The following is a 16,262-nucleotide window of genomic DNA, read 5'->3' as shown; positions in this document are numbered from 1 at the left end:
ATTCATTGAACCGTGTCGTTTTCATCTTCCGAGACGGTGAACCAGGGATAGAACCGCGTACGCCGTTCCCGGCCCGCTGCGGTCACCACACGAATTACGCGCCCAAGGGCGTCGTACAGGTGGGTATCGGCGTGCAGACCTTCACGGGCGCTGTCGTCGCGCACCAGGCGCCAGTCGTCGAGGTAGTACGGCAACCAGGTGCGCACCGGTTGCCCCTTGTTGTCGTACTCGGTCTTGCCACTCACTGCCCAGCGCACCGATGCGTTAACGGTGACGGCCTTACCTTGGGCGTCGACCTTCAACCGACCTTCGGGAGTGCGCACCAGGGCCTCGCCTGGGGCGCTCAGCACAGCGCTCTGCAAAGCTCGCCCAGCCCCATCGCCATGGCTGACGCTCAAGCGCACCTGTTGCTGTGGATCACCGTCATAACGGTCGGTCTGCAGCGTGATGACATGGGGGGGTTGGCGCTCTTCGGCCAGGTCTGGCGCCGGCAACGCATGCCGTTCGATCAAGCGACGCAAGGCGAGCTCACCGATGCGGGTCGTCAGCACGTGGCCATCGCGGTCCCGCGCCAGCGGCATCCAACTGTCGGTCACCTGCCGGTGCGCGGTAGCCACGGGTACCTCGCCGCCGCGTAGGGCCAGCATGCCCTCCACCGTTTGCGGCAGCGCGAACGCCTGGCTGCCATAGCCCGTGGCAACGCCGTTTTCGCTGCCGTGTATGCGCGACTCAACGACCCGGCCGAGCGCATCGAGGCCCACCCGATGCACATTCGAGTTGGCATCGGTAAGCGAGATCGGGGTAATGAAACGCCAGTCATAACCGAATTTGCTCAGCAAGCCCGCTGCGTCGGTAACCTGGGTGACCGCCACCGCGTGTGGGCTCCATTCGACCAGGTCCTGCCCCATCATTTCGCTCTCACGGGTGCCGGAAAACCGATAGAACATCTCCGGGCCGTAGTAACGAGCAAGGCCATGGCGACCGACATGGACCTGGGTGCCATCCTCCGGCAAGGTCACCGGGTGGTAGCCGCACGCTTCCAACCAAGCCCCCACCCCCTGACTCGGCGGGTTGTCCCGAAGCACATCCAACGCCGCCTCGTCGAGCAAGGCGGTCTCGGTAAAGGCCACCAGTGCCTGACGCACCGGAAGGTCACACAGCGCGCCCTGGGCGTCGCACCAGCGGGTGCGGCTGTAGCCTGTCAGCGTCGGTTGACCCAGGGTCGCCAGCGGACCCTGCGCGGCCAGCAGGCTCTCGACATCGAAGCCGCCCGGGGCGAACGCCGTAGCGGGCACTGCCAGTACATCGGTGCGAACGGTTTCGGCCAGGCCCGATACATGGCAGTGGCCAGAGTCGAGGTTGTGTACCTTGGTCCGCGACAGGGTCAACCACAGGCGGTCTTGCTGCGGATCACGGCTCGCTGCTTCCAGCCCCTCTGGCAGATCATCGGGGTAAATCGTTCCACCTCGGCGGGACTGGCGCGGGTAGCAGAGTTCTGCGCTTTGCAAAATGTGGCCTTGGCTGTCCTGGGCCAGTATCACGCTCTGCGTGACGACCGGGTCCTGAACGATACGCTCGGTGGCGAAGGTCAGGGTTTCCACTTCCGATACCAACGCCGCAGGCCGATCTGGGTGAGCGGTCGGATATACCCGCACCTGCCAACGACGACGTTCGATGACATAGGGTACCGAAGCCCGCTCGCTGCCATCGAGCCCGTAGGTTTCGGTACGCAGCGACCTACCCCGCAGGGCACGCAGCAACCAACGACGAGCAGCATCCTCGGGTTCGAACGGCACCTCACGCCCACCTTGCAGCTGGGTGAAGCGCAGCGCTCGGCTGGTGAACCCAGACTCCACGCTGTCCGGGCTGGTATATGCCCCTGGGGTGTCGGTGTCATGGGTGTCGCTGCCACTCAGGAACCAGTGATGCACCTGAGCCGGTGGCGAGCGTTCCGCTGCATTGCCCTGGGCATTTTCCAGCGTGTCGGTCTGGATCAAGCGGGTAAAGCCCCGAAACTCGCGCTCGTGACAGTCCCATACACCGCGCTCGTAGCGCATTGCGGTGATGGTGCGCAAGCCACTGATTTCATCGAGCGTGGTGACCCGACACAGCGTATGGACCGGGAACGGCAGGCGGCAGACCGCAGCGCGGCCCTGGCCTTGCAACTCGGCTTTTTCATCGAGCCAGTTCTGGGCAGAGCTGCGGTAGTCGAACAACACACGGCTGCCACTATTGTCACAGACCTGCGCCAACAGCCAGGGGCGTCGACCATTGAAGCGATAAGCCCAGGTACGGGGCTTCATGTGCGTCTGGGTCAACACCAGCTCGGTACTGCCCTGCCCTCGCAGATCGACCAACTGCAACTTGCAGGTGTCATCCAGCACCACGCCATGGGGCGCCATCACGGACGGCCCTTCGACGAAGCGGTTACCTGACTGGTTGACGAATACCCGTACCCGGTCGGATTGCACGTACAGGATATCCACCGTGCCGCTACCGTCGATGTCGCCAAGCAGCACACGGCTCGCGGCGAAGCCCTCGATGGCGAAGCCCGGTATCTCGACCGATTGTGCAAAGCTGGCATGCCCTTTGGCCGGCCAGTAGCGTACCCCCCGTTCGGTGATCTCGACCAGCTGTTGCAAGCCGCTGCCTGTCAGGTCGGAGAAGGCCACCAAGCGGTCCTCGCCCCCCACGATGGGCAACGTGCTGTCTTGGGCAACCTCTTGCAACGAATTCCAACCCGCACCGCGCTGTTTTGCATACAGGCGCACACTGCGCGGACCGACCATGACCAGATCCTGGCAACCATCGCCCGACAGGTCGACCAGCTGCGCAGCGCCATGGGCCAATTCGGCGGGCATCGCGTCCATGCTGATGAAATGGCTCCACTGGCCGTCGGGACCCAGTGTGAAACTGCCGCGCATGCCCGGCACGTTGACCAACCACTGGGGCCGACCGCTGCTATCCAGATCGACCAACTGCCCGATGCCGAGCCGGGCGCTGGGCGCCTGCGCAAGCAGCTCCGGCTGCTCCCAGGTAACCGCATCGATGGCGTCCTCCTTCTTGCGCTTTGGTGCCCGGTACCACCACGCATTGCCGTCCAGGTACAGCAGGCCGGGTATCCCTTCGCCGTAAAGGTCGGCCAGCTGCCAGCGCGGTGCATGGAACCCGTCGAGTTCGGGCACGACTTCCCAATGCGAAACCTCGCGCCCTGGCCTGCTCAGCTCGAACTCGACTGGGGGCAGCAGCAGCGGCGTGCCATCGGCCTCGTAGGCGGCTCGTTGCGCCGACAGCAGCACTGAGGTCACACCACTTTGCTCGTAGCTCAGATGCAAGCGTGACACCAGCTCCGGGGTCGTGTCCGCCTGCCCTGCCATCATCCCGGTGCGGTGCCACAGCAACACATCGTGGCAGAGCCGACGCACACGCTGATCGAAGCCCCAGCGCCAATGCGAGAAACAGTCCGCTCGCACGGGCCACGACGCTGTCGTCTGAAACGGCGGGCGCGTCTGCACATCGGAGCCACGCTCGCCATAGTCGAACAGCATCAGGGTCATGAAGTCAGCGGCATCGAAAGCCCTTTGCGGAATCAGCAGCGATTCACAGGGCGTCGCGTTCATGGCATGAACAGCGCGCAGGTAGCAGCCCGTTGCCCGGCCATGGGCGGCCAGCTCGGCTGGCTCGCAACCGGCATCGTCCTCCTTGCGGTACTCGTACACCACGTGCTCGCCAGTCGCGCTGACGGTCTCTTCGGCGTACCAACAGGCCACATGCGCCGGCGCTTGCGGATCGGCCAGACGGGCCGTGGGCGACCAGCCGAACAGCGTGATGCTGCCGTCGGCGTGGTACTGCAACCAGAACCCAGGCGAATCGGGTTGCGTCGTGGCACGCCAGTGCTCCAGACGCTCGTCGCGGCCACCGCTGCGGCGCACCCATGGCGTTACGTGGTGCTCGGCGGGGACGGTCGAAAAAGGCAGGTTGGCCTCGGTGCGAGGGTCTTTCGCATCGGGCAGGATCTCCTCACCGTCGGCGCCAAGCAGGCGGTCGCTGTCACTGTACCGGGGCGTACCGAGGCGGGTCATGCGGCTGATGCTGGCGGGGCTACACCGCCAGCCAGCACCGAACGCACCATTACCGCCTTCGGAACTATAGGCAAGCGTCAACGTGGGATTCAATGTGCGCCCTGCAGGCAATGGCAACGGTAGCGTCCAGCCTGCTGCGCCGTCGGCGCCACCGATGGACAGCATGCCGCTGTCCGGGGCTACCGTCCCGCCGCCCTTGGGCAAGGACGGCGGGGAGAACATGGGCTCGCGGCTGGCACCGGCGGCGGTGTCAGTTGTATGGGTCATTATCTTGCTCCTTGCAGCCATCCCGCCGCAGCGGGACAGCCAGCATAGAAAGGGATGAGCGGGAGGGCGTGAACGCCCTCCCCGTCGTCAGCGAACGGTGAACTGCACGTCCAGAATGATGTTGCTCAGGCTCTCCAGGAGCGCCTTCTGGTCCTTGTTGGCACTTGGGAAGCTCAGTGTCAGCGTGGTCTTGTCAACATCGGTCGGCGCCGGAATACGCAGCCCTTCGAACGGCAACAGCTGGATCCCCTGGCGCATGAACGGATAGCCATTGAGCTCGGTGAACATCCCGGTGTCCTTGACGGCATGGGAAATGGCGCTCTGGTCGCACCCGACCGGCAAGTCTTTGGCAGAGGTCGTGAGCCGCGCATGCACATTCTGGTACGGCCCCATCAACCCAGGCAGGGTGACGGCGATGCTGCGAACGCGCCGCGACTTGGATCGTTCGAAGCCCGCCGCAAGGTTGAGCGATTGAAGGCCAACCTGGATCGACAATGTGCCTTCACCAGTCATGGTCAGGCTGCACAGTGCCAGGCTGTCATCGACGTTCACGGTTTCCCCGGAAATGAGCGCATGGACCGCCTCACCCAAGGTGACGTCCCGTTTACCCTCCTTGAGTTTGCCGCGCATGAGTTTGGCCAGCGAAACAGTGCGTGTGACCTCCATCTCACGCATTTGCCACTGGGTCCAGGCGTTGTCCATCTGCCCCAACGCCAGCATCAGTCCCTCGCCACACAGCAGGCCGGCCCAAGCCCCATTCCAGGTGCCGGTGCGCAGGTAGGTGGTGCTAGGGTCGCCCATCTCCCATTGCAGCGCTTTCTGCGCCATGAGGCAGCGCGTCACCGCAAGGTCGTAGTAGGTGTAGAAAATGCTCGCCAGGCGGGCGCGTAGCCAGCTGTACATGGCCTTGCCGGTGAACTTGCCATGGTGCAGGGCCAATTGCGCCTCGGCATGGGCAGACTGCGTACGCAGGTGTGCAAGCTGCATCTGGGCGGAAGTTTCACGCACGTCCAAGGCTTCGAGCTGCGCCTGGATCATCGCCATGTCTTTTTCTGCCGTTTTGCACTGATAATTCCAATCATTGCGCCGGCGTCGATAGCCTTCCTCCTGACTTATCCGCGAAGCCGCTACGTTTTGTATTTGGGAAAGGACGTTAGCGGTCTTGGCAGCCGCTTTCAGTGGCGATCCAGGCTTGCCGCCTCCGTTGGCAAGACCAAAAATGTTCGGCATCGTGCTCACTATGGCGGCGGACGTCTCGAGCAGGTTGCCTCCAGACGCTATGATGCCGGCGGCCATCTGGAGGTCCAAGGCGTGCATTTCCCGGCTGCTGATGTTCTCTTCGTACAATCCTTGGTAGTGGTTGCGCCGCAGCGTAGCGGTTTCCAGCGATTTCTCCAGGGTCAGGCGCTCGGCCGCAAGTTCGTTGAGCTTCTGCTTGAACAGCGCCACATTGCTCTGCGCCAGTTCCGCCCCCTGGGTGGTGAGCAAACTGGCCAGTGCCTCGGCGTCCTGGCGCTCGAGAATGCCCTGCATGGTGCTGCCGAACTGGATCAGTTGGCTGACCATGGTGCGAGCACCGTCGAGCAGGTGGGTGAAACGCAGGGCCGGTACACCGTTGAGCTCAGGCAGCGCACCCTCGCCTCCTGCCTGGGCAGCGACTGCTGCGGCCAGCATTGCCTTGGGGTCGGCGCGCTCGGCGTACAGCGGCAGGTTCAAAGGCTGGCCATCCAGGCTCAGGTTGTTGCGCAGGTTATAAAGCCGCAGGCGCAGGGTTTCCCAATAACCGAGCATCACCCGGTTGGCTTCTGGCAGGAAACCTACCGTCTCAGATGCCTTGTTTGCGTTGCTCTGCTCGCCACGTTCGAGGCACTCCAACTGATCGAGCCGTTGGTTGCATGCTTCGACCGAGGCCAGCTGCTTCAGCAATGGCTCTTTCCAACCGGTTGGCGGCGGCGTCCAGGGCGCGTCCCCCAGCAGATCCAGGGCTCGTTGGTACCAGATCTTGGCTTGCGCGAGGCTGTCTCGTTCCAGTTTGCGATACGCGGCATCGCCACGGCCGATGTTGATATCCAAAAGCCGCATGAACGCGTTGAGTTTGTAGTGCATGGGATCGTTCTGGGCCACGGCATCCGGGTCCAGCGAACGCAGCGGTGCATCGTTCCACGAGCTGCCCTCTTCCAGGGGACGTACGTTCCACATACGCGAAGCGTGCCCAGCCCCACCGCCATCACCCAGTGGGTTGAAGATATAACGGAGCCATTGCTCAGCTTGGTCGTAGCGTTCTTCCTGGAGGAACCGCTGCATCACCATCATCGGTGCGTAGTAGAACAACTCCCAGAAATACAGCGCGTTCGCGCCGGTGAAGTCCATCGGCACCGTCGCCCCGCTTGGCATGACCTCCACAGTCTGGACATTGTTCTTGCTCAATTTGCCATTGCCAGCCAGACCTATGTCGGAGCTCTGCAGCACTTGCAGATTGGATCCATCGATGATGATCGACTGCCTTTTAGTGTTGTGCTTCTGCTTCTGGTAGCGAATTTGCAAATAGTAGTGGGCAGTCTTGTCGTACGTTGCACCCGACGCGAACGTCACATCCGCCACGGTCTCCGCCTCGTCACTGAGCGCCCCCGTCCACAGCACCGTATGCTGGGTGTCGGAGTGAGCCAATACGATGTCGACATCGCGTTTGTCGCCGTGGGACGCCACGATGTACTTCGGCAGCGTCAGCCGGGCTGTCACACCGATGCCCGGCTCGGGCAGATTCTGGGTGGTGTAGTTGAGGATTTGGTCCAGGCCAGCAACCGCTCGCTCGGTCAGCTGACGAGCGAACAACGTGTTCAGCCGAGTGACCCAGCCTCTGCGCTCGAGGTACTGAGCCCCTTGCGCAGTGAAGCCGATCACAGCGGTGCGTAGCGTGTCTCGAGATTTGAAAACTCGAATGACATAGTCACGATGCCTATCCTTACCAAACTGGTAACGGATTTTGTGAAGCGCTTGATCCCCCCCACCCCAGTGATCGAGATTCCCGATAGGGACCCGCACATTGAAGCGTACGGTGCTGCCACGCGCAGAGATATCGTAGTTTTCCGTCGCCTTAATGACGGAAGAGTGCTTCTCATCAGCACTGTAGACAGTACAAGAAACCTCCGAAGCCGGCACAAAACCTTTCGTGTCTTGGTAGTCCTTCGGCCTCATATGCCTGACGGGAGTGCCATGTTCGTTCAGCAACCAGCGCAGGCCATAGGTACCGTGCGCGATTAAGCCGTACACCATTTTTATGCGGAACCTAAGATGGATAGAATCCAGCTGCGGCAAGTCGGGAGCACTAAACTTCATGCAGTAATGATCCCCGTCAACGTGCTCGATTAGATCGACCGGTCCATATGAGCCGTTGGTTTTTGACTCGTGGACCTTGTCAATTTGTTGGTAGTGCCTGACCACGCTCTCAAAACGCTCGCGACTCAAACAAACGTACGCATATGAAATATTGTCTACTTTGCGAACAACGGCAGCACCATTACCGCTCCCGACCAGCATAGGGCGTACCGAGTGATCTTCGGCTAACTCCGAATAACGTCTCACGAGAGCCGATGCCCATTTGTTCGGATATTGCGGCCGCTCGCCATCGACTTCCAGGTCGCTGGAGAAGACCAACTCGTAGGTTTTGCCGTCGTTCTTTACCTCGGTTTTGGGCTGCTGGGTAAGCTTCGCCTGGAATTTCACAAAACCCGCTGGGACTGGTGAATCGTTATGCGGCAACATCCCCAATTGGGCGACTGGCTCGCGACCATCGTTGTAGACCGCGCACATCCCGGTTATTAAGTTCTTTTCCGTGGGGTGGCCATGGATATTTCCGGGTTGGCTCTGTGAATCCAGCCAATCAGGCACCCGTGCCACTATCGGTGCAGGGTCTATCGATTTCGCATTGAGATCTTCGTGGATTTCGAGCCCTGCGTAGGTGGTTCTGGACGCCTCGCGGGGCTCGCGGCGGTTGTAGATCACCATCGTCAAGCAGTTGCGTTCAGGCCTGGCGCAGAGCAGCAAGGCAAGGTCCTCCTCCGCCAAGGCCTTGGTAATTTCAATGGGGTAGTCTAGCGGGGTGCTCCAGTTGCCGTCGTAGCGCCGCCACGACAATTTGAAAGACCAACGCGATACGGTGGTTCTCGGTGCGCCCTTTTCATCGCGGCTAACGACCTGGTTCTCGCGCTCCACCCAACCCAGATACAAGCGCTCGCGGAACACTACTGGCCGAATGAGGCCTCCGACTACCTGAGGAGTAAGGTCGATCTTGGTCCAGCTGCTCCATGCGTTGGCCGGTAGCACCCCGTCCTCGTGCCGCTTGCGTTCGTTGAGCGTACGCCACCAATACTCACCCACCGTACCGCGACCACGTCCAACGAAATAGGATCGACCCTCGCCTTCCTCACGACTATCGTGATACCCACTGACGGTTTCAAGGTCCGCTACCTGCTCGAAAGCGCTGAGATAGCCTTGGAAGGCATCACCGACCGTGTCGTGGTTGATCTGTGCTTGCCCCAGGGCCTGAAGCATGTCGTCCATGGCCTGGGTCTGGCCCAACCGCACGATGGGGTCGATGTAGTTCTCCGGGTAGTACATCAGCATCTGCCCGGCGGACCAGGTGGCATAGCGGGCGTTCCAACGTGTCCAGTCACGGAAGAAATCGCGGCCCACGGCCTTGCTGACCAATTCCGACTTGTCCTCCGGCTGGGTCAGGCAGCGGTTAATGAACGTCTGCACCGCCGTCGTCGCCTCGGCTATACGCGAGGTGATGACCTGCGACCCATTTTCGGTATCGAGCAACAGGTACTGATCGAGCCGGTCGCGCCTCAGCCCTTGTCGAGCAGCGACGAATCCGCCCAGTGCATGGCTCATAGGGGCAAGCACCTCGGACTGGACCTGCGCCGTTCGCGAGGCGTTCAGTCCTGCCACGAAAGCGTTGGCCACTTTGGCCCACGACGCCCAGCCCTCATCGCTGCTTGCTGATCCTGCGAAATCCAGCTTGAGCAGGTCGCCTAATGCATCAGGCATCACATCCAGCGCGCTGGACAGCTCTGTCCACTGACGCAACGCATCGATTTCGCGCCAATGGGACAACTTCTTCGCATCCTTCACATGGCTATACTGGCACGCTTGGTCCGCTGCCTGGGCAAGGGCTACCGGCGCCATGCCACTGGCCTTGGCCAGACACCCCAGCGTTGGATCCTCCTCCTTGCTCATCGCAGCGAGGAGTGCGCCTCCAGCCCCGTCAGGATCGGGCAAATGCTTCAACCAGTCGCTGAAGTCGGCCAGGGACATGATCGTTTGCAACGAGAGATCCAGCACGGTTGCAGGCTCACCGTTGGCCTGCGCTGCACCTCTCAGTCGACTGGGCCGTTGCACCAACATCTCCAGAACATCAGCGCTTAGATGGCAGGCATGCACTATCAACGCCCTTTGCGCCAAGCCATAAATGAAGGCAGTCAACGTTGGCGACTCCATCGTGACATCGTTTTCACGCAAGGTGGTACAGGCACTCAACAGAGTGTGGTTACCCGGTTTACCTTGGCCGGTCCAGCGCAGCAGCGCCTGCGCTGCCGTCTCGGCGCCAAGATTGAACGTAGAGGCGATCACCGGCGTAAGTGCACGCGTGTACGCTTGGAGATTGGTATCGGAGGCCGCGTCAGCCGGTTGGACGCGATCGAGTGCGGCCTTCATGTCGCGCTGCAGGTTGAGGATCTGCGCACTGGCGGCGATCTCGGTTACCGGCCGTGTCATCAGGTGCAGGTCATGTACCGACCAGTTGCGCTTGGCCAACCATTTCACGGTTGCCGAAAGCTTTTGCAACAATTGCAGCCAGTCATCCGCCGACTTCGTGTAAAGCCTGTCCGGCAACCCGATCAGGTTCAGCAGTTGGCGCAATTCGGCAGGCCTCAGACTGTGCAGACGTGCCCACAGGCTCAGGGTATAAAGTCTGGAAACCTGGCTTTTTTTCTTTCGGACCGTGACTTTTTTGCTTTCGGCGGCAGCCAAACACAAGCCGAGTTCGTAGAGTCCCTCCTCGTCCACCTGGCAAGCTCTTCGCAAGGTCGCCAGCGTGTCGCCATCACCCTTTTCCACCAATTCAGGGTTCAGATACACCAGCTTTTCGTCAAACAGGAAGCCTCCAGGCACCAACGGAGGATTGTTGAAAAGCCGATCGAATTGGCTGACCTCGCCCTGGCGGGCGGTGGTCGATATGTCCCCGCCCGCCAGTAGCAGTGCGTCTTCATGAGAGATACCGTATTCACGTACCCACTGGGCCGACTGGAACAGCACTGCCAGCGTGTGGTCGGTAATCTGATTGGGATCGACACTGTCTATGATTCCTTCCAGCACGCGCAGGGGGAGTTGCGTGGCTTTATGAAGACAGATGAGCTTATAGATTCTGAGCAGATACAGAGATGGTCTTAAACGTTCAAAACGGACGCGGTGTTTGTAATTATATATCCCGACCCTACCGCGAACGGTTTCAACGGTGAAAGGCTCTTTTATCTGATCATAGGGATAGTTAAAAGTGCCGCTATACTCCTTACCCGCGATGAAAATTTCGTCGCCATGCTCCCTAGACGAAATTCGTCCCCGCCTGGTTTTATCGCTGTTGAACTCATTTATCTGAAACCAGAAATCATTGCCGGAAACTTTTTTGTACTTGACAGCCACCTTCCACTCATTATCACCAGTCGGATAAAACCGTAAATACTCAACATGCCCCTTGTCGTATAATGCCTCTACAGTCAGCTTAATGATTTGGTCACCAACCCGCGTGATCAAGGTATTGCCAATATAGTCCGAGCTGTCGAGCGACCGCATGAAACCCTGCAACTCGGCATCCGACAAACCCGACCAAACTCGAAGTTGGAACGGACTCAGCATCGCCTCGGGGCTCTCCCGGGGGAAATATGCGGCAAATTTTTCGTCGCCATTGCCGTCGTTAATCGGCTCGATGAGAAACCGGTGCAACGCTGGCGGAATATCGTAGTGGATGCTCGCCAGGGAGGCCTTGGGAATTTGCTGCAAGATCAGAGGTGCTTCCCTCAGATGTTGCAGATCAGGGCTCTTGTGGGCCAATACCGCGCGCAACCTGCTGTAATGATGATGATAGGGCAGGCAACTGCTAGCCAAGTCATCGGCAAGCTCGCGCAGCACTGCATTTTCTTCGTCTTTTTCATCGCGTTTCGTATCGCCTTCTTCATCGCCTTTTTCAACGAGGCTTACGGCCTTTCCCAACAAAATATCGTTGGACAGGCTCAGCGCGCTCACCGCCGTGTCCAGGTTGGTCTGGCTGAGCACCAGCGTCTGCAGGTCCGGGCGACGCTTATCTATGTGCCAATTGCTCTCCTTGGGATAAAGAGACTGCGCATGGTGATACAACTGCACCAGATACGCGGCAGGCGAGAATTTCGAAGCGACATCGCTAGGGCTGGCATAGCGGAACGCGCGTTTACCGAATAACTTCAGGTAACCGGAAGTGTGAGCATCCGGCGCCTGCCGAATCACACTCGGCAGCAGAGGCGAAGCATGGGTCAGCACCTTCTTTTCAATGAGCAATGCATTGTCACGGGCATCGTTTGCGTCGGCGTGCAACACTTCAGCCTGGGCATCATCGATAGGCGCATCCGCATCCATGGCAGACTGGAGCTCGGCGGTGGAAATTTCCGCCATCGCGGCCAATGATTCGAAGCCAGCTTGTTTTACCTTGGAGATATTTTCTTGGGAGTAGGTATCGGACATTATCTTCTTGCCTAGGAAAGTGAACGATGGTGATGTTCAGCGCATGACCGAACACGCAAACAAATACTACCGATGCAAGTTTTTAATCGAACCTCGCATATCTGCCAGACAGGAAAAGATACCCTAGGAAAAACTTCGTAAGTTTAGTTACCTACTGAGTTATTCATCTCTCGGTGCGCTGCAGCACCGCCCGCGGCCCTGACGGCAGCCAGCCTGGAACGGCTCAGGGAACTCCCCAACGATCGCAGCCCTCTTATGTAATGAGTGGTAACCAATCTGGCTTCACATTCTTGGAGAATCCAACATGCGCCACCTATTGCTCGCCCCCGCACTGCTGCTGATGCTCCCGGCCGGTGCCGCACTGGCCCGCGTCGATGCTGGCGATGTCGCCACCTCGGCCGGTATTTCCGCGTCGCTGTATTCGACCTTCAAGGACGACAAGCGCATTATCCCCGCCCGTGACGAGCTGTCGGCTTTCGTCGCCAGCGGTGGCACGATCCGTGGGGCGTACGTCGAATCGGCGCTGGAACAGGTGCGCAAGGACCACCCAGGCCTGCAAGCCAGTGACGAAGAGCTGGCCAGGGCGATACTGTCGCAGGACGAGCCGATAGCGGGTCGTTGAAGGCATTGCTGCGAGACTTTCTGCGCTAACGAAGTCGAGCGCCGCTGGAGCGGCGCTCGACTTCGCCACTTGAAGCCAGCAAGGTACCCAACTACCTCAGTTCCACTTCGGATTGTTCCTACGCAATCTTCGGACGTGACGTACTTGCCGCTCTACTTGGCAAAAAACATCATCGCCTCTGGATGACGCGAGGTCGCAGGGACACAGCGGCCCGGCGCCAGCTCGCAATCCAGAGGAGGTGCGCATGCCCCACAACCGTTCCATCGCGCAATTGCGCAGCAGCCTGCGCGAACTGCTTGCACACGACGTCAGCAACCCCGATGAAGACCCCCACTGGTCTGGCGTGATGTTCTTCTGCGCCACCGACGAGCGTACTCGCCAGCTGATCGAACGCATCGAACTGCTGGCCAGTGAAGTCTTCTTCGATGGCTGTGGCCGCGCCATCTCCCAACGCTTGCGCAGCATTGCGGTCGATGGCGTGCTGATAAAGGAAAAACGCAAGACGGCCGATGACCAGACAGTGATCCGCATCACCCTCGCCGACCAGGGCTACATCACCGTCAGCACCACGCGCTTCTGAGATCAGCCGTTGTTGCTGTTGGCCTGCTTCCATTGCTGGTACAGCCCCCCCTCTCCCTCGGGCTTGAGCGCACGCAGCGGCAGGCTTTGCTGCTGGGGTGGGCGAGCCATCTGGGCATACACCTCGGCGGTCGACAGGCCGTAGGGCTCGCCTTCGTCGTTGTCATAGGCGAACCACGCCTGCTTCACGCCACACAGGTGCATGGCGGCCAGGCACATCGGGCAGGGATGCCCCGTGGCATAGATCTCTGCGCCATCCAGGCGAGCCTGCCCCAGCACCTGGCTCGCCTTGCGAATCGCCTGCATCTCGGCATGGGCGGTCGGATCCTGGGTACTGTGGATCTCGTTGACAGCGCGAGCGACCACCTGCCCCTGGTAGACCAGGACCGCAGCGAACGGGCGGCCTCCGGCCTGGATATTGGCGCGGGCCAGTTCGAGGGCTTCACGCATGTAGAGTTCGGACATGTATCGCTGCTCCTGTTGCTGGAGCCTGCATTATCCCGCGCTGGCGTCCCACGCGGAAATGAAGAGATCGGATGGGTCCCAGTGCCTGGACGAATGCTTGCGAGGCAACGTTCAGCGCCCGAGGATCCGCGCGCGGTAGCTGCCCGGACTGTGCCCGGTCCACTTCTTGAACGCCCGGTGGAACGCGCTGGGCTCCTGGAAGCCGGTCTGCTCGGCGATCTCGGCAATGCTCAACACGCCGTCACGCAAGCGCTCGAAGGCCATGGCCCGGCGTACTTCGTCCTTGATCTGCTGGTAAGAGCGCCCTTCGCGCTCCAACTGGCGGCGAAAGGTACTGGCACTGAGGCCCTGCTGCTCGGCCAGCGCAGCCAAGGTCGGCCACTGGCCATAGCGCCGTGCGCGCAGGTGGCGGTACACCTCGGCGACCAGGTCGTTCTGGTTGCGAAAGCGGATCACCAGGCCCTGCGGCGCGCTGCGCAGGAAAGTCTTCAGCCCCGCCAGGTCCTGTACCACCGGCAGGCGCAGGTAGGCGCTGTCGAATTCGACTTCGGTGCGCCCGCTGCCCAGGCGCAGGTCCGGCCCCCACAGCAGCAGGTCGTCTTCCTGAGCCGGGCGTGCCAGGGCCAGTTCGGTACGGTCGATGGCGATGCGCCGACCGGCCAGCCAGCACAGCAGGCCGACTATCAATACCAGATAGGTTTCCTCGGCATACACCCGGGTCAGCGGATCGACGATGTTCGACTGTACGCTGATCACCACGCGCCCGCCACGCACCGTCACGCAGGCCTGGAGGTCACGCAGGAACAAGGCGAAATAACCGATGCACTGGCGCAGGGCCTTTTCCAGGTTCGGCTCCTGGACCAGCCCTCGGCAGATCAGGGCGAAGCTGCCCAGCGGCATGCCGTGGCTGTCGAGGTGGAAGAACTCGTCGTCGAGCAGTTGGATCATGTCCAGCCACAGCTGGGCGAACGCCTGGGCTGGCACGCGGCCCTGTGGGTCGGCCATCACTGCGGGGTCGATATCCACGGCCCGCAGATGTGCATCGCGAACCTCGGGGCGGTCGCGCAGGGCATGGAGCATGGCATTGAGGAAGTACACGGCGACCGAATCGCTTTCGCGCATGGCTGGTTTCGCTGTCTGGACGGGGTGGCAAAAAATGCCAGGGTGGCTGAGCAGATACGACATAGGCGCTAGCCTGGGCTTTGCCTAGACTCAGACCACTCCGGGACACACACCATTCTCGCAGAGCCTGGGCCGGTCCCGCCACGCCTTCGCCATCGGAGCCTCTATGAACAACCCAGAAATCTACGTCGTCAGTGCCGTGCGTACCGCCATCGGCGGCTTTGGCGGCTCCCTCAAGGACCTGCCCCTGGCTGACCTGGCCACCACCGTGGCGCGGGCCGCGATCGAGCGCGCCGGCATCGAGGCCGCGCAAGTGGGGCATGTGGTGATGGGCAACGTGATCCCGACCGAAGCCCGCGATGCCTACCTGAGCCGGGTAGCGGCCATGAACGCCGGCATTCCCAAGGAGACCCCCGCGTTCAACGTCAACCGCCTGTGCGGCTCGGGCCTGCAGTCGATCGTCTCGGCAGCGCAATGCCTGCTGTTGGGCGATGCCGAAGTGGCCTTGGCCGCAGGCGCCGAGTCCATGAGCCGCGGGCCGTACCTGCTGCCCCAGGCACGTTGGGGCGCACGCATGGGTGACCTGCAGGGCATCGACTATACCGTCGGCATCCTCCAGGACCCGTTCGAGCACTTCCACATGGGCATCACTGCGGAAAACGTTGCGGCCAAGCACGGCATCACCCGCCAGATGCAGGACGAACTGGCACTCACCAGCCAGCGCCGCGCCGCCCGCGCCATCGCCGAAGGCCGCTTCGCCAGCCAGATCGTGCCGGTGGAACTGAAGAGCCGCAAAGGCACCGTTCAGTTCAGCGTCGATGAGCACGTGCGCAGCGACGTGACTGCCGAGCAGTTGGCGGGCATGAAGAGTGTCTTCAAGAAGGACGGCACGGTGACTGCCGGCAATGCCAGCGGCATCAACGATGGCGCTGCCGGGTTGATACTGGCCAGCGGCGATGCGGTGCGTCGCCTGGGCCTCAAGCCGCTGGCGCGGCTGGTGGCTTACGCCCATGCAGGTGTCGAGCCGGGCCTGATGGGCCTTGGCCCGATTCCGGCGACCCGTGCGGTGCTGAAAAAGGCAGGCCTGGGCGTAGCCGACCTGGATGTGATCGAGTCCAACGAAGCCTTCGCCGCCCAGGCTTGCGCCGTGGCACGCGAGCTGGATTTCAATCCGGAGAAGGTCAACCCGAACGGTTCGGGCATCTCACTCGGCCACCCGGTCGGCGCCACTGGGGCGATCATCGCCACCAAGGCCATTCACGAACTGCAGCGTATCCAGGGCCGCTATGCCCTGACCACCATGTGCATCGGCGGCGGCCAGGGCATCGCCGTGGTCTTCGAGCGCGTCTGAGGGA

Annotated in this window: 7 protein-coding genes; 3 read left to right on the top strand and 4 right to left on the bottom strand. The window is 61.2% G+C overall.

Annotated features, from left to right (window positions below):
- Nucleotides 1-2: 2 nt before the first annotated feature.
- Nucleotides 3-4,349, bottom strand: a complete 4,347-nt coding sequence (locus E6B08_RS12400) for a SpvB/TcaC N-terminal domain-containing protein (RefSeq protein ID WP_192938656.1) — start codon at nt 4,347-4,349, stop codon at nt 3-5.
- 87 nt (nt 4,350-4,436) lie between these two features.
- Nucleotides 4,437-12,119, bottom strand: a complete 7,683-nt coding sequence (locus E6B08_RS12395) for a neuraminidase-like domain-containing protein (RefSeq protein ID WP_136914270.1) — start codon at nt 12,117-12,119, stop codon at nt 4,437-4,439.
- Between the two features lie 304 nt (nt 12,120-12,423).
- Between E6B08_RS12395 and E6B08_RS12390 the strand changes: the two genes are divergently transcribed.
- The gene (locus E6B08_RS12390; RefSeq protein ID WP_136914269.1) at nt 12,424-12,741 is read left to right on the top strand and encodes a DUF2388 domain-containing protein; all 318 of its coding nucleotides are present in this window, start codon (nt 12,424-12,426) and stop codon (nt 12,739-12,741) included.
- A 244-nt stretch (nt 12,742-12,985) separates the two neighbouring features.
- Nucleotides 12,986-13,321, top strand: coding sequence for a hypothetical protein (locus E6B08_RS12385; protein ID WP_136914268.1), 336 nt, complete (start codon nt 12,986-12,988; stop codon nt 13,319-13,321).
- A gap of 2 nt (nt 13,322-13,323) precedes the next feature.
- Here the strand turns inward: E6B08_RS12385 and E6B08_RS12380 are convergent, their stop codons facing one another.
- Both E6B08_RS12380 and E6B08_RS12375 read right to left on the bottom strand, forming a co-directional pair.
- Nucleotides 13,324-13,785, bottom strand: coding sequence for a nucleoside deaminase (locus E6B08_RS12380; RefSeq protein ID WP_136914267.1), 462 nt, complete (start codon nt 13,783-13,785; stop codon nt 13,324-13,326).
- 111 nt (nt 13,786-13,896) lie between these two features.
- Nucleotides 13,897-14,907 carry an AraC family transcriptional regulator gene (locus E6B08_RS12375; protein WP_136914266.1) on the bottom strand — a complete coding sequence of 337 codons (1,011 nt, stop codon included), beginning with the start codon at nt 14,905-14,907 and terminating at the stop codon, nt 13,897-13,899.
- A gap of 166 nt (nt 14,908-15,073) precedes the next feature.
- Between E6B08_RS12375 and E6B08_RS12370 the strand changes: the two genes are divergently transcribed.
- Nucleotides 15,074-16,258 (top strand): acetyl-CoA C-acyltransferase family protein, encoded by a 1,185-nt coding sequence (locus E6B08_RS12370; protein WP_136914265.1) that lies wholly within the window; start codon nt 15,074-15,076, stop codon nt 16,256-16,258.
- Nucleotides 16,259-16,262: the final 4 nt, after the last annotated feature.

Origin of the sequence: Pseudomonas putida (genome assembly GCF_005080685.1) — a bacterium.
In the GTDB taxonomy this organism is placed as follows: Bacteria; Pseudomonadota; Gammaproteobacteria; order Pseudomonadales; family Pseudomonadaceae; genus Aquipseudomonas; species Aquipseudomonas putida_V.
Note: the sequence above shows the minus strand (reverse complement) of the source record. Positions and strands in the feature narration are given on the sequence as shown.